This window comes from Streptomyces sp. AC555_RSS877 (genome assembly GCF_019049245.1).
Taxonomy (GTDB): Bacteria; Actinomycetota; Actinomycetes; order Streptomycetales; family Streptomycetaceae; genus Streptomyces.
This window is the reverse complement of the sequence record NZ_JAGMUK010000015.1, coordinates 83,982-106,779: the sequence shown is the minus strand read 5'-3', so window position 1 is coordinate 106,779 and position 22,798 is coordinate 83,982. Positions and strand designations below refer to the sequence as shown.

The following is a 22,798-nucleotide window of genomic DNA, read 5'->3' as shown; positions in this document are numbered from 1 at the left end:
AACCGATCTCCTCGTTGGTACGCCGGGTTCGAATCCGGCGAGCTGTATGGGATGTCCCCGACCGCCTACGACCCTACCCCCCTGAGCCCTGCGGGGTGACATCGAGATGGCCCATACACGGCAGTGCGGTCCGTACCCGCCAGTAGGGGTACGGACCGCCCCGCCCGAAGTCCGGATCACCCGATCTGATCACGAAGGATCACATGCGGTTGACCGGGCGGGTTCACCCCTCGAGGGCCGCGAGTGCCTTCCTCAGAAGAGTCGTCCGCTCGGCCGCCGAGGTGACGTGCTCCAGGCCGAAGCCCAGCAGCACGGTGTCGTCCGTGGTGACTGCTCCGTATGTCTGGAAGAGCGCCCCGGTGCGCGCCCAGTCCTTGAGGACGGCCGGGCTGCCCGCGGGCGGTCCGGACACGCTCCAGACGCCCAGCGACGTCTCGAAGCCCTCGGTCTGGGTGGCGGTGCCGCCGACGACCAGCGAGGCCTCGTCGGCGAGGACGCCGCGGCCGCCGCTGCCCGGGTCGGTGACGTAGCTGATCGAGACCTCGACCGACTTGCCGGCGTAGGCGCTCAGGTCGAAGTTCACCAGCCGCCAGCCGCCGGAGGAGCCGGTGAGGGCGTTCCACGCGCCGGTGGTGCCGGTCGCGGTGCAGGCGTCGGACGCCACGGTCAGGTAGTGCTTGAGCTGGGGGTGCTCGGCCACGTAGTACCCGGCCTCGCACTCCGCCGGCACGGTGGTGCTGGTGGCACCGCCCGCCTCCGGGAGCGTGGTCCAGTCGTCGGCCCCGGTGGTGTGGGCCTCGACCAGCACGTTGTCGTAGCCGGGCTCGGTGTCCCACAGCAGCCGGGTGCGCAGGGTGGGCGCGTCGGCCGCGCTCACCCCGGTGAGGTCGACGGTCCGGGTGAGCCGCTTGTAGGCGTCGTCGGTGTGGACGGCGGCGGCCATGGAGGAGCCCGCGTACGGCCCGTACGGGTTGGCCGTCCCGGCGAACTGACCCGCGCCCGCACTCGCGAACTGCGGATAGGTGTCCGCAGGCAGCTCGTCGGACGTCACGCTGTACGTCCCGGCCCGGTCCAGCGGGTTGCCGGCCGCGGGGCCGAGCGCGCCGGTGAAGCCGCCGAGCCTGCCGGAGCCGGTGAAGCCGGTGGCCCCGGGGGTCGACGTACGCGTGTAGGCGCCCAGGTAGTACTGGCTGAAGTCGTTCGACAGGGTGCCACCGCCGAGGTCGACGCTGCCGCCGGCCAGCTCGCCCGCCTCGACCAGCTTGCCGCCCTCGTTCAGGAAGGCACGCAGCTGCAGCTGGGTGGCGACGCCCGGGGTGCTGGCGCCGGTGTAGTGGACGACGGTGTCGAAGTGGCTCAGCACGCCGAGTGCGTCGGGCGCGCCCTGGGTGGCGACGTCCCACACGAGCGCCTTGTGGCCGTTGGCCTTCAGCGCGTCGACGTAGGTCTGCGCCTGCGTGGCGGCCGCGCCCTCCTCGGCGACCACGAGCGTGTCCGCCCTGGAGCGTTCGGCGACGGTGTAGGTGAAGCGCTCGCTGGAGACGGCCTTCCCGCTCTTCGTCTCGCCGGTGAACCACACCTCGACCTTGTCGCCGGGCTCGCCGTCCTTGACCTTGGCCCGGTATTCGTCGAAGTAGATGTTGTCCTCACCGCCGTACGTCTCGCCGCCCTTCCAGGCCTTGAGCGCCATGTCCCACGTACGGCCGCCGTTGACGCGGTACTTGAGCTCCTTGTCGCGCACGGACTTCCGTACGACGACCGAGATCTCCTGGTCCGCTCCGCGCGAGTACGACGTCGGGAAGGTGGCCGGAGTGAAGTCGGCGGCGCTCAGGCCGGCCGCGGACTTCGGCTGGTCGGGCTTGGCGGCGGTCTCGGCCAGGGAGAGCGCGAACGGGATGTTCTTGGCGAACTCCTGCTGGATCAGCTTTTCGTCGTCGGGGAAGTTGAAGACCGACTGGCAGTCTTTCGCGTTCCAGGCGTCGTTCGGATCGAGGTCCGAGACGGTCTGACAGGTCGACATCTCGGGGGTGAACATCGCCATGCCGTTGACGTTGGCCGCGTGGCCGTCGGCCTCGCCGTTGGTGGTGTACAGCTCCGAGGAGACCTGCGGGTGGTAGCCGGGGATCGCGGGGTTCTCCGGGGTGCCGGCGAGCGCCTCGTAGAGCACGTCGTCCGGGGTGGAGGTGGCGACCTGCCAGCCGACTCCGTAGAGGAGGAGCTGTGCGGCGGAGTGGTAGTTGATGCCGTACGTGAAGCCGATCCGCTTCTGGAAGGCGTCCAGGGCCTGGGTCTCGGGCTCGGAGCCCGGGGCGGCGCCGCGGTAGGTCTGGCTGGTGGGGTTGGGGGACGAACCCTCGTCGTCGTAGCCCCACTTGTAGGCGAAGTTGCGATTCAGGTCGACGCCGTCGCCGGTGGTGATGGCCCCGTCGCCGTTGTTGTCGCGCAGGTTCTTGCGCCACAGACGGTTGTCGGAGTTCTGGAAGGTGTAGTCGTAGCCGTCGGGGTTGGCCGACAGGACGAACCACAGCTCGGTCGAGTCGACGAGCTTCTTGATCTTCTTGTCCGTCTTGTAGCCGTCCAGGTAGTGGTGCATCAGCCGGCGGGTCATCTCCGGCGTGATCCACTCGCGCGCGTGCTGGTTGGACAGGTACAGGACGGACGGCTTGGAGCCGTCCTTCGCCTTCTTGGCGCCCTTGGTCATCTTCAGGGCCAGGATGTCCTGGCCGTTGACCGTCCTGCCGATGGAGACGACCTTGGTGAGGTCGGGGTTCTCCTGGCCGGCCCTGACGATCTCCTCCTTCAGGCCGCCCTTTCCGCTGTACGGGCGGAACACGCCCTCGGCGGCGGCCTCGACATGGTTCTCCGCCTTGGCGGACAGCTTGTGCTCGGTGAGGCCGACACCCTGGTCCTCGAGCTTCTCGGCCTGCTGGTCGGTGAGGTAGACCTCGACCGTGGCCTCGCCCTTCTCGGGTACCACTTCACTCAGTTCGTGGCCGTCCTGGCCGGCCGCCAGCAGCAGGGGTACCTGCTTCTGCGTGACGTCGGCGCGGAAGACCTTGACCTCGTTCGGATCGGGAGAGCCTTCGCTCCCTGCGGCCTGGGCGATGGGTGCGATTCCCGCACCGCCCAGCAGGAGCGCGCCAACAGCGAGGATCGGTCTCGCTTTTCGTCTCATGAACCCCCCTAGCAGTGGTTCGCCACGTCGGCGAACAGATGCCAGGCTCATGTCAGTCCATGATCCAGTCAAGGGTGCCTCAACGACACGCAAACGCCGGTGCCGATCACCCAAGTGGGCGTCGGCACCGGCGTGTTGAACATACCGCGCACGTCACCCCACGAGGTTGTCCGCCATCTCCTCGGTGATGCTGGACTCCGTGCCGGGGATGCCGAGGTCCTGGGCCCGCTTGTCGGCCATCGCCAGCAGGCGGCGGATCCGGCCGGCCACTGCGTCCTTGGTCAGCGGCGGGTCGGCGAGCGCCCCCAGCTCCTCCAACGAGGCCTGCTTGTGGTCCATGCGCAGCCGGCCGGCGGCGGCGAGGTGCTCGGGCACGTCGTCGGCGAGGATTTCCAGGGCACGCTGGACACGGGCGCCGGCGGCGACGGCCGCGCGCGCGGAGCGGCGCAGGTTGGCGTCGTCGAAGTTGGCGAGACGGTTCGCCGTGGCACGCACCTCGCGGCGCATCCGGCGCTCCTCCCAGGCCAGCACCGACTCGTGGGCGCCGAGCCGGGTCAGCAGGGCGCCGATCGCGTCACCGTCACGGACGACGACCCGGTCCACTCCTCGCACCTCGCGGGCCTTCGCGGCGATCGACAGGCGGCGGGCGGCTCCGACCAGGGCGAGCGCGGCCTCCGGGCCGGGGCACGTCACCTCCAGCGAGGAGGAGCGGCCCGGCTCGGTGAGCGAGCCGTGCGCAAGGAAGGCTCCGCGCCAGGCCGCCTCCGCGTCACAGGTGGCGCCGGAGACGACCTGCGGGGGCAGGCCGCGGATCGGGCGGCCCCGGCCGTCGACCAGGCCGGTCTGCCGGGCCAGCTGATCACCGCCGGCGACCACCCGCACGACGTAGCGCGAGCCGCGCCGCAGTCCGCCGGGCGCCATCACGATCAGTTCGGAGCTGTGGCCGAAGATCTCCAGGATGTCCCGCTTGAGACGGCGGGCCGCCATGGCGGTGTCCAGCTCCGCCTCGATCACGATGCGCCCGCTCACCAGGTGGAGGCCGCCGGCGAACCGCAGCACGGCGGAGACCTCCGCCTTCCTGCAGCAGGTACGGGTGACGGGGAGCCGGGAAATCTCGTCCTTCACCGCTGCCGTCATCGCCATGGGCCGATCCTTCCATGCATCCGAAAAATACGGTCGTACGCGGCGGCCAACAGCTCCGGGTCGTGCCGAGGAGTTCCGTCACTCCGGGCGACCGGGGCCAGCTCGACCGCGGCACCGAGCCGCTTGGCGGCCTCGGTGAGCATTTCGCGGTCGGGCACGGCGGCCTCGTCGGCCAGCACCACGTCCAGGGCGAGTTTAGGGGCGTGTCGTCCCAAAACCTCCAAATGACGCTGCGGGGAGAAGCCATCGGTTTCTCCCGGCTGCGGGGCGAGGTTCAAGGAGAGCACCCGGCGGGCCTTCGTCTGGGTGACCGCGTCCAGGAGATCGGGCACGAGCAGGTGCGGGATCACCGAGGAGAACCAGGAGCCGGGGCCGAGGACCACCCAGTCCGCGTCGAGGACGGCCGCCACCGCCTCCGGCACCGCGGGCGGGTCGTGCGGCACCACGTGCACGGACTGCACCTCGCCGGGCGTGAGCGCGACGGTCGCCTGTCCCCGCACGGTGTCGATGTCGTCGGGCCGGTCCGGGTCGTGGCCCTTGACCAGGGCCTGGAGCTCCAGCGGTACGGCGGACATGGGCAGCACGCGCCCGTGCGCGCCCAGGAGTCTGCCGACCAGGTCGAGGGCCTGGACGTGGTCGCCGAGCTGCTCCCACAGGGCGACGATCAGCAGATTGCCGACCGCGTGTTCGTGCAGGTCGCCCTTGGACTGGAAGCGGTGCTGGATGACCCGGGCCCAGGTCTGGCCCCACTCGTCGTCGCCGCACAGCGCGGCCAGGGCCTTGCGCAGGTCGCCGGGCGGCAGCACGCCCAGTTCGTCGCGCAGGCGTCCGCTGGAGCCGCCGTCGTCGGCCACGGTGACGACGGCGGTGAGGTCACCGGTGATCCGGCGCAGGGCGGCCAGCGAGGCGGACAGGCCCATGCCGCCGCCGAGGGCGACCACCTTGGGCTGGGCGCCACGGCGGCGCGGTTTGGCGCCACGGGCCTCGACGGGCCGGCTCGCGCGGCCCTCGGGCACGGCCCGGCGCAGTTTGCTCAGCCGGGGAGTACGTCCCGTCATTCCCGTCCCATGTCCCGGTGCACGACCACCGTCTCCACGCCCTCGGCCGCGAGGCGCGCGGCCAGCTTCTCCGAGGTCGCGACCGATCGGTGCTTGCCACCGGTGCAGCCGATGGCGATGGTCACGTACCGCTTGCCCTCACGGCGGTAGCCGGCCGCGATGAGCCTGAGCAGTTCGGCGTACCGGTCGAGGAACTCCTTGGCACCGGGCTGGTTGAAGATGTACGCGGCGACCTCCTCGTTGAGGCCGGTGAAGGGGCGCAGCTCCGGGACCCAGTGCGGGTTGGGCAGGAAGCGCATGTCCGCGACCAGGTCGGCGTCGACCGGGAGGCCGTACTTGAAGCCGAAGGACATGACGGTGGCCCGCAGCTCGGGCTCCTCCTCGCCCGCGAACTGGGCGTCCATCTTGGCGCGCAGCTCGTGCACGTTCAGGCTGGAGGTGTCGATCACCAGGTCGGCGTCGCCGCGCAGCTCGCGCAGCAGCTCCCGCTCGGCGGCGATGCCGTCGACGATGCGGCCGTCGCCCTGGAGGGGGTGCGGGCGGCGCACCGACTCGAAACGGCGCACCAGGGCGTCGTCGGAGGACTCCAGGAAGACGATCCGCCGGGTGACCTGCCTGCTGTCGAGGTCGGCCAGGGACTCTCGGAGGTTGTCGAAGAAACGGCGGCCGCGTACGTCGACGACGACCGCGATCCGCGCCACGTTGCCCTGGGAGCGGGCGCCGAGCTCCACCATGGTGGGGATCAGCGCGGGCGGCAGGTTGTCGACGACGAACCAGCCGAGGTCCTCCAGACACTTGGCGGCCGTGGAGCGACCGGCCCCGGACATACCGGAGATGATCACCAGCTCGGGGATGGCCGCGTCCGGGACCGCGGCCGTCTCGTTGGGCGTGCCCGTACTCACTTGTGCTCCGTCTCCGGCTTGGCCTTGTTGCACGTCGTGCTCGTTCACATTCATGTCTCCTGCCCCCGTCGTTCGTCCGGGGCGCCCGTCGCCACGGGCTCCCCACCGGAACCCGTGGTGTCGGGTTCCTCTTCCATGATCTCTCCAGTCGCCGTGTTCACCGCCGGCGTGGCCGGAGCCGTCCGGGCGAGGGCCACGGCGATCGTCTCGGCCGTCTTGCGGCCTATGCCGGGAACCTCACAGATCTGGTCGATGGTGGCGGATCGCAGTTTCTTCAACGAACCGAAATGCTTCAGCACCGCCTGCTTGCGCGCATCCCCGAGCCCGGGGACCTCGTCCAGAGGGCTCGCACGGAAGCGCTTGGCGCGCTTGGCCCGCTGGTAGGTGATCGCGAAGCGGTGGGCCTCGTCGCGGACGCGCTGGAGGAGGTAGAGGCCCTCGCTGCTGCGGGGCAGGACCACCGGGTCGTCGTCGTCCGGCAGCCAGACCTCCTCCAGGCGCTTGGCCAGGCCGCAGACGGCGATGTCGTCGATGCCGAGCTCGTCGAGGGCCTTCTTGGCGGCGGCCACCTGGGGCTGCCCGCCGTCGACGACGACGAGCTGGGGCGGGTAGGCGAACCGCTTGGGCCGGCCGTCGTCGTCCTTGAGGCCGTTGCCGTCCTGGAGGACGGTGCCGTCCAGGCCGTCGTCGAGGCCGTCCTCGCCGTCCGTCCACTCCCCCGTCCGCTCCTTCTCGGCGAGGTAACGCCGGAAGCGGCGGGTGAGCACCTCGTGCATGGAGCGGACGTCGTCCTGCCCTTCGAAGCCCTTGATCTGGAAGCGGCGGTACTCGCTCTTGCGCTGGAGCCCGTCCTCGAAGACGACCATGGAGGCCACGACGTCGTCGCCCTGGAGGTGCGAGATGTCGTAGCACTCGATCCTGAGCGGGGCGCTGTCCAGGCCCAGGGCGTCGGCGATCTCCTCCAGCGCGCGCGAGCGCGTGGTCAGGTCGGAGGCGCGCTTGGTCTTGTGCAGGGCGAGCGTCTGGAGCGCGTTGCGCTGCACCGTCTCCATGAGGGCCTTCTTGTCGCCGCGTTGCGGGATGCGCAGCGACATGTTGGAACCCCGGCGCCCGGTCAGCCACTCCTGGACCGGCTCCACCGGGTCGGGCAGGGCCGGGACCAGGACCTCCTTGGGGACCGAGTCGCCGGTCTCCTCGCCGTAGAGCTGCTGGAGGGCGTGCTCGACCAGGGCTCCGGTGGTGATCTCCTCGACCTTGTCGGTGACCCAGCCGCGCTGGCCGCGCACGCGGCCGCCGCGGACGTGGAAGATCTGCACGGCTGCTTCCAGCTCGTCCTCGGCCACCGCGATGAGGTCGGCGTCGGTCGCGTCGGCGAGCACGACCGCGCTCTTCTCCATGGCTTTCTTCAGGGCCCCGATGTCGTCGCGCAGGCGGGCCGCCCGCTCGTACTCCATCTCCTCGGCCGCCGCCGTCATCTGCCTCTCCAGGCGGCGCAGATACGTGCCCGTGCGGCCGGCCATGAAGTCGCAGAACTCGTCGGCGAGTTCGCGGTGCTCCTCGGCCGAGACGCGGTCGACGCAGGGTGCGGAGCACTTGCCGATGTAGCCGAGCAGGCAGGGGCGGCCGGTGCGGGCGGCGTTCTTGAAGACGCCGGCCGAGCAGGTGCGGACCGGGAAGACGCGCAGCAGGAGGTCGACGGTGTCGCGGATCGCCCACGCGTGGCCGTACGGCCCGAAGTAGCGCACGCCCTTCTTCTTGTGACCGCGCATCACCTGGACGCGCGGGAACTCCTCGTTCATCGTCACCGCGAGGTACGGGTAGCTCTTGTCGTCGCGGTACTTGACGTTGAACCGGGGGTCGTACTCCTTGATCCAGGAGTACTCCAGCTGGAGGGCCTCGACCTCGGTGGACACCACCGTCCACTCCACGGACGCGGCCGTGGTGACCATGGTGCGGGTGCGGGGGTGCAGGCCCGCCAGATCCTGGAAGTAGTTCGCCAGGCGCTGGCGCAGGCTCTTCGCCTTTCCGACGTAGATCACCCTGCGGTGCTCGTCACGGAACCTGTACACCCCGGGAGAGTCCGGGATCTGTCCCGGCTTGGGGCGGTAGCTGGAGGGGTCGGCCATGTCTCACACCCTACTGGCGGGGGCTGACAGCGCGGCGAGCCTGTGGACGACGGACCGACGCCCTCATGGGGACTCCGGGAGGGGAGGACCGAGAAGCGCCAGTACGCGGCGGTCGCCGTCATAGGCCGCGGTGGCGGACGGTGCCTCCCGGCAGGCGGTGGCCTCCCGGCAGGCGCGCCCGGTGGGCCGGGACGGTGCGGGTGGGCTTCCTTCCGGGCTCCGGGCTCCGGGCTCCGGGCTCCCAGGAACTCGTCCACATGCGTGACCGGGCTCATGGAGACGGCCGGCCCCGGGAACCCAGCCGCATGAGCGGAATCCCGCCCAGGTCCGTCGCCGCGCGAAGTCGGCCAGGTGTGCACCGCGGTTGGGCATCAGGTGTTGTCGGGGCTTGGTCAACACGCTTCAATGCGGGGGAACTCGGGCCCTGAACGTCGGCGTACGGATGTGAAGACCCCTGCGCCGGATCGGCGGCCCCGACTCCCGCGAACGGTCTGACCAGCCGTTGTGAACATTCACAGAAAGGCCCCTGCATGCCGCACGCCACACAGCACGCGGACGTCGCCACCGTCGCCACCGCGGAACTGGACGCGGCCCTGCGTGTCGGCCCCTTCCATGTCGCGCTGCGCGCCGCGATCGCCGCCCGCGGGCTGCCGCTGCAGCGCGTGCAGCACCATCTGTCGCGCCACGGGGTGAAGGTCGGCGTGACGAGTCTGAGTTACTGGCAACAGGGCGCCCGGCGCCCGCAGCGCCCGGAGTCGCTGCGGGCCGTACGGGCGCTGGAGGAGATCCTCCAGCTGCCGGAGGAGTCGCTGATCCGGCTGCTCGCCCACACCGACGAGGACCCGGCCGCAGAGCGGCCCGCGGCACGCTCCTACCGTTCCCTCGTCGAGGCCTCCGGCGTCCTGGAACACCTGCTGGCCGAGCTGGGATCGCCGCTCGACGGCGGGCTGCACACCGTCGGGCACCACGAGCGGGTACGGATCGGCGGGCGCCGCGAGCTGGCGGGGCGCGAGTCGCACCACATCGTGCGCGCCCACCGGGACGGCGTCGACCGATTCGTGGCCGTCCACCACGGCGACCCGGGGTGCGCTCCAGAGCGCATGACCGTCCACGCCGTGGAGAACTGCCGGACGGGACGCGTGCGTTGCGATCACGACACCGGGGTGCTCGTGGCCGAACTGCTTTTCGACACCCGGCTGCGGGCCGGCGACACGTTCCTCTTCCGCTACGGCGTCGAGGACGGCACGGCCGGTGTGTCACGGGAGTGCGTCCGCGGGTTCGGGCCGGCGGGCGGTCAGTACGCGCTCCAGGTCCGCTTCGACGAGCACGCGCTGCCGGTGCGCTGCCACCGGTTCGCCCAGCACTCGGCGGCGGCGCCGCGCAGCGGGCGCCAGGAGCTGGCCCTGACCGGCCGGCATCACTCCGTGCACCTCGTCGAACCCCGGGTGCGGACGGGGATCGTGGGAATCGGGTGGGACTGGGAGTGACCCCCTGGGCCGGGGACGGTGACCGCACGTAAACGTTTGCGCAAGCGTTTACGTGCGGGCTGGTATGCGATACGTTCCCGATGCCGCCACCGCCGCCGTTTTCTCTGCTTCTGATTCTGCTTCTGCTTCTGCCTCTCCGGGAGGAGGACCCCATGCCGACCATGGCCGACGTCGCACGCAGCGCCGGCGTGTCCGTCGCGACCGTTTCGCACGTGCTGAACGACACCCGGCCGGTCCTGCCGCACACCCGCCAGGCCGTGCTGGACGCCGTCGAGGAGCTCGGCTACACGCCCAACACCCTCGCCCGCTCCCTGGTGACCTCCCGCACCCGGTCCGTCGGCCTCGCGGTGTCGGCGATCAGCAACCCGTACTTCACGGACATCCTCCAGGGAGTCGAGGCCGCCGCCCTGGAGCACGGTTACGGCCTGCTCATCGCCGACCCGCACGACGATCCGGAGCACGAGCTCAAGGTCGTCCAGCTCCTGCACGAACGGCGGGTGGACGGCATGATCGTCGCCCCCTCCGCCGACCCGCGGAAGCTCGTCGCCTACCTCACGCGTCACGACGTACCGGCCGTGTTCCTCGACCGGGTGATCGACTCCCCCGAGGACCGCGCACCGCGCTTCGACCAGGTCTGCGCCGACAGCGCCGAACCGACGGCCCAGCTGGTCACCCATCTCGCCGGGCTCGGCCATCGGCGGATCGCCCTGGTCGCGGGCCGGGCCGGGCTGAGCACCACCGGCGAACGGATCACCGGGTACCGGCACGGCCTGGCCGCCGCCGGGTTTCCCTACGACGAACGCCTCGTCGTGCACGGCGACTCCGAGTCGGACGGCGGCGAACGGGCCACCGCGGCCCTGCTGTCCCTTCCTGCACCGCCCACCGCGCTCGTCACCGCGAACAACGCGATGACCATCGGCGCCCTGCGCGCTCTGCGCGAGCGCGGCCTGTCCGTGCCGGACGACATCGCCCTGTGCTGCTTCGACGACTTCGCCTGGGCCGACCTGTTCACACCGCGGCTCACCGCGATCGCCCAGCCCAGCAGGGAGATCGGCGCCCGGGCGTTCCATGTGCTCCTGGAGCGTCTCGCCACGCCGGACCGGCCGGCCCGGACCGTGCGGCTCGCCTGCGCCTTCGTCCACCGCGCCTCGTGCGGCTGCGACGGCGAGCCGGGGCCGTCGGCGGCGCAGGGCTCGCAGCTCCGTCAGCCGTCGCAGTCCCCTCAGCAGCCCTTGCGGACCCCTCGGTCCGCGCACCCCCAGCAGCCCTCGCAGCCCTCGCCGTCCAAGAGAGGAACCGTCGCGTGATCGTCGTCGCCGGAGAGGCCTTGATCGACCTGGTGCCGCAGGGCACGGGCGCCCTGGCGGGCCTGAAGCCGGCGCTCGGCGGCGGCCCGTACAACACGGCCCTGGCCCTCGGCCGCCTCGGCTCCCCCACGGCCTTCTGCTCCCGCGTCTCGTACGACGCCTTCGGCGAGGCGCTGCTCGACGGGCTGCGGGCGGCGGGGGTGGACGTGACGGCCGTACAGCGTGGCACGGAGCCGACCACCCTCGCGGTCGCCACGATCGACACGCACGGCTCGGCCGCCTACTCCTTCTACGTCGACGGCACCGCGGACCGGCAGTTCACAGCGCCCGCAGAGCTTCCCGGGGGGACCCGGGCGGTCTCGTTCGGGACGTGCTCACTCGTCCTGGAACCGGGCGCGAGCGCCTACGAGGAGCTGATGCGGAGCGCGTCCGCGCGGGGCGTGTTCACCGCGCTCGACCCGAACATCCGGGCGGGGCTGATCCCCGACGCGGACGCCTACCGGGCGCGCTTCAAGAGCTGGCTGCCGTCGGTCTCCCTGCTCAAGCTCTCCGAGGAGGACGCGCTGTGGCTGGGCGGTACCCCGCGCGAGTGGCTGGCCGCGGGGCCCTCGGCCGTCGTGATCACCCAGGGCGGCGACGGGATGACGGCCTTCACCAGGGACGGCGCGGTGCACGCGGTGCCGGGCGAGAAGGTCGACGTCGTCGACACGATCGGCGCCGGCGACACCGTGAACGCCGCCCTGCTGCACGGCCTGGCCGCCCGTGACGCCCTGTCCCCGCAGGCGCTCGCCGGCCTGGGCGCGGACGGCTGGGCACGGTTGCTGAGGTTCGCCGCGCGGGCAGCGGCGATAACCTGCTCGCGCGCTGGGGCGGAGCCGCCGTACGCGGCGGAGCTGGCCTGAGACGCGGGCCGTTCTGTGGGACGGAGCACCCCGGGTGATGCCCCGGCGGTTTGCTACTCGTCGAGCAGCAGCTGGAAGGCTTCGGCGAAGGAGCACCCGCGCCGGCGCCGGACCGCTGGATCAGTTCGAGCGCCCGGACGAGTGAGGCCTTGCCGCCCTCCGCCCAGTTGTCGAGGTTGAGGACCCGGGCCGCCTCGGGGCTGTTCCGGTCCGCCGGGATGCTCCGCGGGACTCACCATCACGTACGGCTCGGTGGTCCCGTATGTCACAGGGCGTTCCCTTCGGCCGGTGTGGGGATGGCCGCGAGCAGTGGGGCAAGGACCTCGGGCGGGTCTCCCACGGCCATGAGGAACTCGAGTTGGCGGCGTATGGAGGCAAGTTCGGCGCCGTCGGCGGAATGGGCCGCGAAGGTGTAGTGGCGCAGCGCCTCGACGGGTGGTACTGGAGCCATGCCCTTGTCCAACAGGTGCTGATGCAGGGCGAGTTCGGCCAGCGTCGCGTGCTCCCAGGTGTCGTTCGGGCCGACCGGGCGGCGCTCGACGGCGAACCGGACCACCGGGAGCAGGGACTCCGCCAGCGCCACGTCGTCCTGGCCGCCGTCGAAGTGCTGCCCCCTCACCCGTACGAGGGCCAGAGCGTTGATCCCCGGGTAGTAGTCGCCGGGATCGGCCTCCATGCCCCTGCGATAGGCCTCGATGGCGCGGTTCAGGTGAGAAGAGGCGTTCTTCTCCTCAAGCCGGAAGGCGAGCTCGAAGGCTCGTTTGGCCGCGCTGCCGAGCAGTCCCCAGGTTTCGGAGGAGCCGGGATGGTGGCCGTCGAGCAGCAGTAACCTGCGTTCGGCGTCTTTCAGGTACTTCAGCCGCTCCTCGGGCGTTCCGTCACGGTGGATCAGGGTGAGGGCGTATCCCTGCTGCATGCGGATCCGGCCGAAGGAGACGTCGGCCGCGGTCAGCGGCTCGAGCAGCCTGCGCCCGTCGTCGAAGCTGCCCAGTTTCACGAGGGCCAGTCCGATCTGCTCCAGCTGGTCGCGGCAGTTGCTGTCGGGGAGTCCGTCGGCCCGTACCTGGTCGGCGAGGTCGAGCAGTCTCCCGGAGTCACGCAGGGCCGCCGCGAGGTTGATCTCCTCGCTGTAGCGCGTGAGCCGCGAGAAGAGCTCCACATCGGCGTCGGGAGGCAGTTGTACGGGCTCCAGCGCGGGGAACACGGCCCACACCGGGCTGTCGTCCCCCCGCTGCGTCGCGCTCAGCGCGGCCTTGAGCTTGCGAATGGCGGTGACCGCCTGCCGATCGCTGACCTTCTTCATTCCCCGCTCGTAGCGCTGGATGGTGGAATGTCCCAGGTCGAAGGGCGGTGTGACCCAGTTCGGCGCCATCAGGAGCGTGGCGTGGGGTCGCCAGGCGTGTCGCACGCCCAGTTCCCACAGGACGTTGGGGTTGAGCGTGGCGAGGTCGGCCACGAAGAGGTCGGCGGTGTTGATGCTGTGCAGCATGCGCGCGTCGATGCTTTTCAGGCCGGCTTCCAGGTCCGTGCGGATCGGTCGGTATCCGCTGTCGAGGAGAGCGGGTACGACCACCCGGTGCCAGGACTGGTCCGCCTCGAACCGCTTGAGGTCCCGTGTGGAGTCGGCCTTGACGCCGTACGGCATGGCGACGAACGCCGTCGGCGCCTCGGGCTGGACCTGGGAGGGGTCGAGGCGCAGCACCAGATGGCCGAGGGCTTCGGCGGACCGGGCGAGGGACTCTGTGTGGTCCTCTCCCGCGCGTGGTCCCTCGGTCACCGCGACCACCACGAGTTCCTCGGGTGCGACCGCTTTCTGGACCGGGTCGCGCATGCTGTCGCGGGCGTGGCTCAGGATCGCCCGGTTGACGACGCGGAATCCGTCGTCGTCGGCCCTCGCTCCCGGTACGGGGATCACGGCGGCCTTCGTCTGCGCGGTCAGCGTGCGAAAGCGCTCCTCCCATCGCGGCCCTTTGTCGGCGACGGAGGCGCTCACGAACTCCTCGGGGTCCTCGGTGACCAGGAGTTCGACCGGGATACCGGCGCGCAGTGCCGCCCCGGCGGCGAGCAGGTCGGTGCCCGCGGCGGCTGAACCCACGGCGAGCCGCGGCCGGAGTCCGGCGATGAGGAGCTTCAGCCGCTCCTCCAGCCAGTCCACGGCGGTATCGGGGAACACTCCGTCCCGCCCTGAGGGACGCCGACCGGTAAAGACGATGATCACGTGGCCTCCCGTTCCACCCAGTGGGTGGTTTCCTGTCCGATGATCCGCTCCACCATCTCGGCCAGCAGGGTGTCGACGTCGGCCGTTTCGCCGTAGTGCCCCGCCCGCGCCAGGTACAGGTAGTGCTCGCGGCGCAGCCCCTCGCACACGGACCGGTAGTTGATCCAGTTCTCCTGGAACTTGAACAGTTGCTGTGCGCCCTCGATGACCGCGACAAGGGCGCCCATCAACGCCGGGATCCAGTTGGGCGCGGAGGCGGCGACGGTCACCGGAAGACCGGCCGCCAGCATGAGTGTGGCCAACTTCAGCTGTTTGAAGCGGCGTTGGGCGAGACCGCTCTTCCGGTCGAACCAGTTCAGCTGGTCCTGGAGCCGGTGCCAGGTGACGTCGGCCGGCCGTGCCGCCCGCGGTTCCACCGGCCCGCCCCGGGCTGCCGGAATATCAGGTTCCACCACCGGCTCCCCCTCCGTGGTCGTCAGCGGGGCGTGCCCACGTCGTCACGGGCCGATCCGCCAAGGTCACGATGGCGTAAGCGCAGAGGCGGGGCAAGAACGCATGAGGGCGGTCCGCGCTGGAGGAGGGCAGGCGCGGACCGCTGCGGGTGCTTGTCCTCGCCCCGCAGCGGTCCCCTCCAGGTGGTCCCTCGTCCGACTCCCCTGTCGGTGTCAGACTCTCCCCGTCTGTTCGGCTCTCCTCGTCAGGCCTTGCGGGTCCGGGTCGTCTTCTTCGCCGGCGCGGCCTTCTTCGTGGCCGCGGTCGCCTTCGTGGCCGCCGTTGCCTTCGTGGCCGCGGTCGCCTTCGTGACCGCCGTCGCCTTCTTGGCCGCGGTCGCCTTCTTGGCCGCCGTGGTGTCGACGTCCTCGGCCGTCGTCGTGGTGGTCGTCCTGGCCGTCGCCGTCTTCCTCACCGCCGTCGTGGCCGCCACCGCCTTCTTGGCCGCCGTCTTCCTGACGGCCGTCTTGCGCGGGGCCTTCACCGGGTCCGCGTCGCTGATCCGGTCGGAGTCGAGGATCTCCCGGAGGAACTTGCCGGTGTGGCTGGCCGGGACGCCGGCGACCTGCTCGGGCGTGCCCTCGGCGACGACCAGGCCGCCGCCGGCGCCACCCTCGGGACCCATGTCGACGACCCAGTCGGCGGTCTTGATCACGTCGAGGTTGTGCTCGATGACGATGACCGTGTTGCCCTTGTCGACGAGACCGGCCAGGACGGTGAGCAGCTTGCTGATGTCCTCGAAGTGCAGACCGGTGGTCGGCTCGTCCAGGACGTAGACCGTGCGGCCGGTGGAGCGCTTCTGGAGCTCGCTGGCGAGCTTCACCCGCTGGGCCTCGCCACCGGAGAGCGTGGTCGCGGACTGGCCGAGACGGACGTAGCCGAGACCGACGTCGTTGAGCGTCTTCAGGTGGCGGGAGATCGCGGGCACGGCCTCGAAGAAGTGCATGGCCTCCTCGATCGGCATGTTCAGGATGTCGGCGATGGACTTGCCCTTGTAGTGGACGTCCAGGGTCTCCCGGTTGTACCGGGCACCGTGGCAGACCTCGCACGGGACGTACACGTCCGGGAGGAAGTTCATCTCGATCTTGATCGTGCCGTCGCCCGCGCAGTTCTCGCAGCGGCCGCCCTTGACGTTGAAGGAGAAGCGGCCGGGCAGGTAGCCGCGGATCTTCGCCTCGGTGGTCTCGGCGAACAGCTTGCGGACGTGGTCGAAGACGCCGGTGTACGTCGCCGGGTTCGACCGGGGCGTACGGCCGATGGGCGACTGGTCGACGTGGACGACCTTGTCGACGAGGTCGTCGCCGTCCACGCGCGTGTGCCGCCCCGGAACGCTCCGGGCGCCGTTGAGCTCGCGGGCCAGGTGCGTGTACAGGATGTCGTTGACCAGCGTCGACTTGCCGGAGCCGGACACGCCCGTGACCGCCGTGAACACGCCCAGCGGGAAGGACACGTCGATGTCCTGGAGGTTGTTCTCGCGGGCGCCGTGCACCGTGAGCCGGCGGGACGGGTCCTGCGGGCGCCGGACGTCGGGCAGCGGAATGGCCTTCTTGCCGGACAGGTACTGGCCGGTCATGGACTCCGGGTTGGCCAGCAGTTCCTTCAGGGATCCGCTGTGCACGACCTTGCCGCCGTGCTCGCCCGCGCCGGGGCCGATGTCGACGATCCAGTCGGCGACCTTGATGGTGTCCTCGTCGTGCTCGACGACGATCAGCGTGTTGCCCATGTCGCGCAGCCGGACCAGGGTCTCGATGAGCCGGTGGTTGTCGCGCTGGTGCAGGCCGATGGACGGCTCGTCGAGGACGTACAGGACGCCGACCAGGCCGGAGCCGATCTGGGTGGCGAGACGGATGCGCTGGGCCTCGCCGCCGGAGAGGGTGCCGGCCGCACGGTTCAGCGAGAGGTAGTCCAGGCCGACGTCGACCAGGAACCTCAGCCGCTCGTTGACCTCCTTCAGCACACGCTCGGCGATCTTCTTGTCGCGGGCGCTCAGCTTCAGCCGGCCCAGGAAGTCCGCGCAGTCACTGATGGACATGCCGGAGACCTCGGCGATCGACTTCTCCATGATCGTGACCGCGAGGACCACCGGCTTGAGGCGCGTGCCCTCACAGGTCGGGCAGGGGACCTCGCGCATGTAGCCCTCGAAGCGCTCCCGGCTGGCGTCGCTCTCGGACTCGCTGTGCCGGCGCTTGATGAACGGGACGGCGCCTTCGAAGGGCGTGGTGTACACACGCTCGCGTCCGTAGCGGTTGCGGTACCGGACCTCGATCTGCGTCTTGTGGCCGTGGAGCAGTGCCTTCTTGGCGCGCTGCGGCAGACCGGCGAAGGGGATGTCCGTACGGAATCCCAGGGCGTCCGCGAGGGCGCCGATCAGTCGGCCGAAGTAGTCCTTGGTGTGGCCGTGCGACCAGGGGTGGATGGCGCCCTCGTCGAGGGACTTGTCCTCGTCCGGGACGATCAGCTCCGGGTCGACCTCCATGCGCGTGCCGATACCCGTGCAGTCCGGGCAGGCACCGAAGGGCGAGTTGAAGGAGAAGGAACGGGGCTCCATCTCCTCGAAGGACAGGTCGTCGTACGCGCAGTACAGGTGCTCCGAGTACATGCGCTCGCGCTCCGGGTCGTCCTCGGCGAGGTCGACGAAGTCGAGCACGACCATGCCGCCGGACAGGCCGAGCGCGGTCTCCACGGAGTCGGTGAGGCGACGCTTGGCGGAGTCCTTCACCGTGAGGCGGTCGATGACCACCTCGATGGTGTGCTTCTCCTGCTTCTTCAGCATGGGCGGGTTGGAGAGCTGAATCGTCTCGCCGTCGACGCGCGCGCGGGAGTAGCCCTTGGTCTGGAGATCGGCGAAGAGGTCGACGAACTCGCCCTTGCGCTCACGGACGAGCGGCGACAGCACCTGGAAGCGGCTCCCCTCCGGCAGCTCCAGGACCCTGTCGACGATGGCCTGCGGCGACTGGCGCGAGATCGGACGGCCGCACTCGGGGCAGTGCGGCTTGCCGATGCGCGCGAAGAGCAGTCGCAGATAGTCGTAGACCTCGGTGATGGTGCCGACCGTCGAGCGCGGGTTGCGCGAGGTCGACTTCTGGTCGATGGAGACCGCGGGCGAGAGGCCCTCGATGAAGTCGACGTCGGGCTTGTCCATCTGACCGAGGAACTGGCGGGCGTACGAGGAGAGCGACTCCACGTAGCGCCGCTGGCCCTCGGCGAAGATGGTGTCGAAGGCCAGGGAGGACTTGCCCGACCCGGACAGGCCCGTGAAGACGATGAGCGAGTCGCGAGGCAGGTCGAGCGAGACGTTCTTCAGGTTGTGCTCGCGCGCGCCACGGACGATGAGACGGTCGGCCACGCCGGTCCGCACCTTTCTTGAGAGAAGTGACAGGGGCGAGGCCCCCGTGCTTTCTCAGACTAGGGGGAGCCACTGACAACGCCGGTCGGATTCCCGGATGCGTAAACAATCCCCGGCTCTCCAGCATGCCCGACGCCACGCCCGACCATATAGCACGTGCATTCGATTTACGGTTCCGCTACACGAGCTTCACCCGAAGGTGTGGCCGGAGCTAGGGTCAGCACCATGATTGATCACGCGCATGACCTGGCGTCTGTACGTGACGCTACCGAACGCTTGCTCATCGCAGTCACCAAACTGGACAACTCGGCTGTGACCGAGCCGTCACGGCTGCCCGGCTGGACCCGCGGCCACGTCCTCGCCCACCTGGCCCGCAACGCGGACGCCCTCGTGAACGTCCTCGAAGGCCGTCCCATGTACGCCTCCGCGGACGCCCGGGACACCGACATCGAGCGGGACGCGCCGCGCCCCCTCTCCGTCCAGCTCACCGACCTCCGCGACAGCGCGGCGCGCTTCCAGGAGGCGGGGGCCGGGCCGGCGGACTGGTCGCGCACGGTGGAGCTGCGCAACGGGGTCACCGACTCCGCGTCCCGGGTGCCGTTCCGGCGCTGGATCGAGGTGGAGCTGCACCATGTGGACCTCGGCATCGGGTACAACCTGGAAGACCTCCCCGGGGACTTCACCCAGCGGGAGATCGACTTCCTCGCCGACCGCTTCCGGGGCCATCCCGACGTACCCGCCGTGCTGATCGAGCAGGACGGCCGGCAAATCCCGACCGGCCGTGACGGGACGGCTCGGATCACCGTCACCGGCCACCGGGCCGACCTGCTGGGCTGGCTCGCGGGGCGCCGCGACGGATCCGCTCTGACCGTGGCCGGCGGCCCGCTGCCGGCCCTTCCCCCGCTGTAGTCCGCTCCGCCTCGGCCGGGCCCCTCCCCCGCTATAGGCTGAACGTCATGACGTACAGCGGAGTGGTGACGGTCGGCGGCCCGGCCGACGTGCACGAACTGCGAGACGTGATGATCACGAAGATCGCGGTCGGACCCATGAACAACAACGCCTATGTACTGCGCTGCCGGGCCACGGACGAGCAACTGCTGATCGACGCCGCCAACGACGCCGGCACCCTGCTCGGCAGCATCGGCGAGGACGGCATCGCGTCGGTCGTCACCACGCACCAGCACGGTGACCACTGGCAGGCGCTCGCCGAGGTCGTCGCGGCCACGGGCGCGCGCACGTACGCGGGTCGGGACGACGCGGACGGCATCCCCGTGCCGACCGACGTCCTGGTCGACGACGGCGACACCATCCGCGTGGGGCACGTGGAACTCACCGCGCGCCATCTGGTCGGCCACACGCCGGGCTCGATCGCCCTCGTCTACGACGACCCGCACGGGCATCCCCATGTCTTCACCGGCGACTGCCTGTTCCCGGGCGGGGTGGGCAACACCCGCAAGGACCCGAAGGCGTTCGCCAGCCTGATCCACGACGTCGAGACGAAGATCTTCGACGCCCTCCCCGACGAGGCATGGGTGTACCCCGGGCACGGCAACGACACGACGCTGGGCGCGGAGCGGCCGCATCTGCCGGAGTGGCACGCGCGGGGCTGGTGACCACCGCCCGTTGCGGGGACCGTGAGCATCCGGCGCGCAGGGCGAGGAGGGCTCGCCCCGTGTGAATCCCTCGCGCTCGCCGGCGTCCTGCGCGGGCTCCCCTCGCACGGGGCTGGTGAGCGACCGGTGCACGCGGCCGACGAGTGCCCCCCCCTCCCCCCCCCGGCCCGCGAGGGTGGGCGACCAGCACGGGCGCGCGGCGATGAGTGTGAGCCCCGCGCCCACTCCGCACACGCGCCCCGTGTGAACTCTTCGCTCACGCCGGTGCCGTACGCGCGCTCCCGGCGTACGTGGTTGCGCAGTCAACTGGTGGCAGCCCCGCCCAGGACGACGGCTCCTGCGCGGTACGGGCCGCCGGTCTTCCGATCCCCGCCCTCGACCGGCGGCCCCCGGCGAGCATCGCCTCACGGGACGCGTTCACAAGAATGAAACACCCGTTCCCACCATGCGGACGAATCTTGCCGTGACCTCGACAAACGGGGCGGCGGACTGCCACTCTCCCGCCATGCCTCCTGCCTCGCGCCCGCTGCGCCGCGCCCTCGCCGCCGCGACCACAGCCCTGCTCGCCACCGCTGTCGGCTGCGCTCCGCAGCCGGAGGAGAAGGCGGCCGACACGCCTTCGGGGTCGGCCGGGACCACCTGCGCCAAGGGCAAGCTGGCCACCGAGACCTCCGGCAAACTGACGATCGCCACCGACGAGCCCGCGTACGAGCCGTGGTTCAAGGACGGCAAGCCCGCGAACGGCGAGGGCTTCGAGTCCGCGGTCGCGTACGCCGTGGCGAAGGAGCTCGGCTACGACAAGAGCGCCGTCGTCTGGCAGAGCGTTCCCTTCAACAAGGCCTTCGCGCCCGGCGAAAAGACGTTCGACTTCGACATCAACCAGGTGTCGATCAGCGACGAGCGCAAGAAGGCCGTGGACTTCTCGTCCGGCTACTACGACGTGCGTCAGGCCGTCATCGCCCTCAAGGACAGCAAGGCCGCGAAGGCGACGAGCCTCGCCGACCTGAAGGACCTCAAGCTGGGCGCCCAGGTCGGCACCACCAGCCTCAACTACATCGACGACGTGGTGAAGCCGACTCGGGAGCCCGCCGCCTACGCCAAGAACGACCAGGCCAAGTCCGCCCTGCAGAACGGCCAGGTCGACGCCATCGTCGTCGACCTGCCGACCGCCTTCTACATCACCGCGGCCGAGGTCACGGACGCGACGATCGTGGGGCAGTTCGAGAACCAGGGCGGTACGCCGGAGCAGTTCGGGCTCGTGCTCGACAAGGGCAGCGCGCTCACCTCGTGCGTGACGGACGCCGTCGACGCCCTGCGCGAGAGGGGCACGCTGGCGAAGGTCGAGCAGCAGTGGCTGTCCGAGGCCGTCGACGCACCCGTACTCAAGTGACGCTCACCAAGGACGAGTCCGGCCAGGAGAGTGAGGGATACGTCCCCTCGCAGCGGCGCATCGACCGCGAGGCCTACAAGCGCGCCCGCTCCCGCCGCGCCACCGCGATCGGCGCACTCTCGACGCTGGTCACAGGCGTCGTGCTCTACCTGGTCGTCGTCAACGCCCCCGGCTGGGCGCGCACCAAAGAAACGTTCTTCAGCGCCGAGTACGCGCGCGAGGCGTTGCCCAAGGTCCTCGAAGGACTGTGGCTCAACGTCCGGCTGCTGCTGATCTGCGGCGCTGCCGTACTCGTCCTCGGGATGCTCATAGCCGTCGCACGCACCCTGCGCGGCCCGGTGTTCTTCCCGCTGCGCGTGCTCGCCGCCGCGTACACCGACTTCTTCCGGGGCCTGCCGCTCATCATCAACCTGATGATCGTGGTCCTCGGCGTGCCCGCACTGCGGCTGCAGGGTGTCACCGTCGACCCGGTGCTGCTGGGCGGTACGGCGCTGACGCTGACGTACTCGGCGTACGTCGCCGAGGTGTTCCGCGCCGGCATCGAGTCCGTGCACCCCTCGCAGCGCGCCGCGGCCCGCTCGCTCGGCCTCAACAACCGACAGGCGCTGCGGTACGTCGTCCTCCCGCAAGCGGTACGCCGCCAGGTGCCGCCGCTGCTCAACGACCTGGTGTCGCTCCAGAAGGACACCGGGCTCGTGTCGATCGGCGGCGCGGTGGACGCCGTGCGGGCCGCCGACATCATCGTCGGCCGCAGCCTCAACTACACGCCGTACATCGTCGCGGGCCTGGTCTTCGTGGCGCTGACCATCCCCATGACACGGTTCACTGACTGGGTGACGGCCCGGATGGACCGTAAGCGGGCCCAGGGAGGATCCCTATGAGTGACGCCCCCGTGCTGCGCATGGAGTCGGTCCGCAAGACGTTCGGTGGCACGGTCGTGCTGCGGGACGTCGACCTGGAGGTCGCCCCGCACACGGTGACCGCGCTGATCGGCGCGTCCGGGTCCGGCAAGTCGACGCTGCTGCGGTGCGCCAACCTTTTGGAGGACATCGACGACGGCGCGATCTGGCTGGACGACGAGGAGATCACCGATCCGCGCGTCGACCAGGACGCGGTGCGCCGCCGTATAGGCGTGGTCTTCCAGGCGTACAACCTGTTCCCGCACATGACCGTCCTCGAGAACATCACCCTGGCCCCGCGCCGTGTGCACGGCGTGTTCCGCGCCGAGGCCGAGGCACGCGCGCGTGAGCTGCTGGAGCGGCTCGGCCTCGCGGGCAGGGCGGGCGAGTACCCGGACCGGCTGAGCGGCGGACAGCAGCAGCGGGTCGCGATCGCACGCGCTCTGGCCGTACGTCCCCGGCTGCTGCTGCTCGACGAGGTCACCGCCGCGCTGGATCCCGAGCTGGTGGGCGAGGTCCTCGCCGTCGTGCGCGATCTGAAGGACGACGGCATGACCATGGTGCTGGCCACGCACGAGATGAGCTTCGCCCGCGAGGTGGCCGACCAGGTGTGTTTCCTGGACGGCGGTGTGGTCCTGGAGCACGGCAGCGCCGAGCGGATCTTCGGCGATCCGCAGCAGGAGCGCACGCAGCGCTTTCTGCGGCGGATCGTGGAGGCCGGCCGTCTCCCCTAGGCCGCC

General features: G+C 70.5%; 16 protein-coding genes. 8 read left to right on the top strand and 8 right to left on the bottom strand.

The features are described 5' to 3' along the window. Nucleotides 1-223: 223 nt before the first annotated feature. From KUM49_RS06230 to uvrC, 5 genes are all read right to left on the bottom strand, one after another. The gene (locus KUM49_RS06230) at nucleotides 224-3,175 is read right to left on the bottom strand and encodes a M14 family metallopeptidase (protein ID WP_217235684.1); all 2,952 of its coding nucleotides are present in this window, start codon (nucleotides 3,173-3,175) and stop codon (nucleotides 224-226) included. A 153-nt stretch (nucleotides 3,176-3,328) separates the two neighbouring features. After that, nucleotides 3,329-4,318, bottom strand: coding sequence for a DNA-binding protein WhiA (whiA, locus tag KUM49_RS06225; protein WP_217235683.1), 990 nt, complete (start codon nucleotides 4,316-4,318; stop codon nucleotides 3,329-3,331). After that, nucleotides 4,309-5,376, bottom strand: coding sequence for a uridine diphosphate-N-acetylglucosamine-binding protein YvcK (gene yvcK, locus KUM49_RS06220; protein ID WP_217235682.1), 1,068 nt, complete (start codon nucleotides 5,374-5,376; stop codon nucleotides 4,309-4,311). Before yvcK ends, whiA begins: the two co-directional genes overlap by 10 nt. Then, nucleotides 5,373-6,332, bottom strand: coding sequence for an RNase adapter RapZ (rapZ, locus tag KUM49_RS06215; RefSeq protein ID WP_217235681.1), 960 nt, complete (start codon nucleotides 6,330-6,332; stop codon nucleotides 5,373-5,375). Before rapZ ends, yvcK begins: the two co-directional genes overlap by 4 nt. Continuing rightward, a complete protein-coding gene (gene uvrC, locus KUM49_RS06210; RefSeq protein ID WP_217235679.1) occupies nucleotides 6,329-8,404 on the bottom strand; it encodes an excinuclease ABC subunit UvrC in 2,076 nt (691 codons plus the stop codon). Before uvrC ends, rapZ begins: the two co-directional genes overlap by 4 nt. Before the next feature lie 530 nt (nucleotides 8,405-8,934). Between uvrC and KUM49_RS06205 the strand changes: the two genes are divergently transcribed. The 3 genes from KUM49_RS06205 (at nucleotide 8,935) to KUM49_RS06195 (ending at nucleotide 12,100) form a co-directional block, all read left to right on the top strand. Continuing rightward, nucleotides 8,935-9,891 carry a hypothetical protein gene (locus KUM49_RS06205; RefSeq protein ID WP_217235678.1) on the top strand — a complete coding sequence of 319 codons (957 nt, stop codon included), beginning with the start codon at nucleotides 8,935-8,937 and terminating at the stop codon, nucleotides 9,889-9,891. Between the two features lie 152 nt (nucleotides 9,892-10,043). Next, nucleotides 10,044-11,198, top strand: a complete 1,155-nt coding sequence (locus tag KUM49_RS06200; protein WP_217235677.1) for a LacI family DNA-binding transcriptional regulator — start codon at nucleotides 10,044-10,046, stop codon at nucleotides 11,196-11,198. Next, nucleotides 11,195-12,100, top strand: a complete 906-nt coding sequence (locus KUM49_RS06195; RefSeq protein ID WP_217235676.1) for a carbohydrate kinase — start codon at nucleotides 11,195-11,197, stop codon at nucleotides 12,098-12,100. Before KUM49_RS06200 ends, KUM49_RS06195 begins: the two co-directional genes overlap by 4 nt. Before the next feature lie 265 nt (nucleotides 12,101-12,365). Here KUM49_RS06195 and KUM49_RS50160 read toward each other — a convergent pair whose 3' ends face one another. The 3 genes from KUM49_RS50160 to uvrA all read right to left on the bottom strand — a co-directional run bounded on the left by KUM49_RS50160 (nucleotide 12,366) and on the right by uvrA (nucleotide 18,156). Further along, on the bottom strand, nucleotides 12,366-14,318 hold the full coding sequence (locus KUM49_RS50160) for a TRAFs-binding domain-containing protein (protein WP_217235675.1): 1,953 nt from the start codon (nucleotides 14,316-14,318) through the stop codon (nucleotides 12,366-12,368). Further along, on the bottom strand, nucleotides 14,315-14,770 hold the full coding sequence (locus KUM49_RS06185; RefSeq protein ID WP_217235674.1) for a DUF4231 domain-containing protein: 456 nt from the start codon (nucleotides 14,768-14,770) through the stop codon (nucleotides 14,315-14,317). The genes KUM49_RS50160 and KUM49_RS06185 overlap by 4 nt, the downstream gene beginning before the upstream one ends. A 245-nt stretch (nucleotides 14,771-15,015) precedes the next feature. After that, nucleotides 15,016-18,156 carry an excinuclease ABC subunit UvrA gene (uvrA, locus tag KUM49_RS06180; protein ID WP_217235673.1) on the bottom strand — a complete coding sequence of 1,047 codons (3,141 nt, stop codon included), beginning with the start codon at nucleotides 18,154-18,156 and terminating at the stop codon, nucleotides 15,016-15,018. A 225-nt stretch (nucleotides 18,157-18,381) separates the two neighbouring features. On the opposite strand from uvrA, the gene KUM49_RS06175 reads away from it, so the two are divergent. From KUM49_RS06175 to KUM49_RS06155, 5 genes are all read left to right on the top strand, one after another. Next, nucleotides 18,382-19,065 (top strand): maleylpyruvate isomerase family mycothiol-dependent enzyme, encoded by a 684-nt coding sequence (locus KUM49_RS06175; protein WP_217235672.1) that lies wholly within the window; start codon nucleotides 18,382-18,384, stop codon nucleotides 19,063-19,065. 47 nt (nucleotides 19,066-19,112) lie between these two features. Next, nucleotides 19,113-19,769: an MBL fold metallo-hydrolase gene (locus KUM49_RS06170; protein ID WP_217235671.1), complete on the top strand. Its 657-nt coding sequence runs from the start codon at nucleotides 19,113-19,115 to the stop codon at nucleotides 19,767-19,769. A gap of 505 nt (nucleotides 19,770-20,274) precedes the next feature. Next, nucleotides 20,275-21,159: an ABC transporter substrate-binding protein gene (locus KUM49_RS06165; RefSeq protein ID WP_217235670.1), complete on the top strand. Its 885-nt coding sequence runs from the start codon at nucleotides 20,275-20,277 to the stop codon at nucleotides 21,157-21,159. Then, complete coding sequence (locus KUM49_RS06160) at nucleotides 21,156-22,040, top strand: amino acid ABC transporter permease (RefSeq protein WP_217235669.1); 885 nt, start codon at nucleotides 21,156-21,158, stop codon at nucleotides 22,038-22,040. Before KUM49_RS06165 ends, KUM49_RS06160 begins: the two co-directional genes overlap by 4 nt. Then, nucleotides 22,037-22,792, top strand: coding sequence for an amino acid ABC transporter ATP-binding protein (locus KUM49_RS06155; protein WP_254400802.1), 756 nt, complete (start codon nucleotides 22,037-22,039; stop codon nucleotides 22,790-22,792). Before KUM49_RS06160 ends, KUM49_RS06155 begins: the two co-directional genes overlap by 4 nt. The last annotated feature ends 6 nt before the right edge of the window (nucleotides 22,793-22,798 follow it).

What these genes read in the sequence shown, in the direction of transcription:
- KUM49_RS06230 (WP_217235684.1), bottom strand. Translation starts at nt 3,175, where the DNA reads ATGAGACGAAAAGCGAGACCGATCCTCGCTGTTGGCGCGCTCCTGCTG.
- whiA (WP_217235683.1), bottom strand. Translation starts at nt 4,318, where the DNA reads ATGGCGATGACGGCAGCGGTGAAGGACGAGATTTCCCGGCTCCCCGTC.
- yvcK (WP_217235682.1), bottom strand. Translation starts at nt 5,376, where the DNA reads ATGACGGGACGTACTCCCCGGCTGAGCAAACTGCGCCGGGCCGTGCCC.
- rapZ (WP_217235681.1), bottom strand. Translation starts at nt 6,332, where the DNA reads ATGAATGTGAACGAGCACGACGTGCAACAAGGCCAAGCCGGAGACGGA.
- uvrC (WP_217235679.1), bottom strand. Translation starts at nt 8,404, where the DNA reads ATGGCCGACCCCTCCAGCTACCGCCCCAAGCCGGGACAGATCCCGGAC.
- KUM49_RS06205 (WP_217235678.1), top strand. Translation starts at nt 8,935, where the DNA reads ATGCCGCACGCCACACAGCACGCGGACGTCGCCACCGTCGCCACCGCG.
- KUM49_RS06200 (WP_217235677.1), top strand. Translation starts at nt 10,044, where the DNA reads ATGCCGACCATGGCCGACGTCGCACGCAGCGCCGGCGTGTCCGTCGCG.
- KUM49_RS06175 (WP_217235672.1), top strand. Translation starts at nt 18,382, where the DNA reads ATGATTGATCACGCGCATGACCTGGCGTCTGTACGTGACGCTACCGAA.
- KUM49_RS06170 (WP_217235671.1), top strand. Translation starts at nt 19,113, where the DNA reads ATGACGTACAGCGGAGTGGTGACGGTCGGCGGCCCGGCCGACGTGCAC.
- KUM49_RS06165 (WP_217235670.1), top strand. Translation starts at nt 20,275, where the DNA reads ATGCCTCCTGCCTCGCGCCCGCTGCGCCGCGCCCTCGCCGCCGCGACC.
- KUM49_RS06155 (WP_254400802.1), top strand. Translation starts at nt 22,037, where the DNA reads ATGAGTGACGCCCCCGTGCTGCGCATGGAGTCGGTCCGCAAGACGTTC.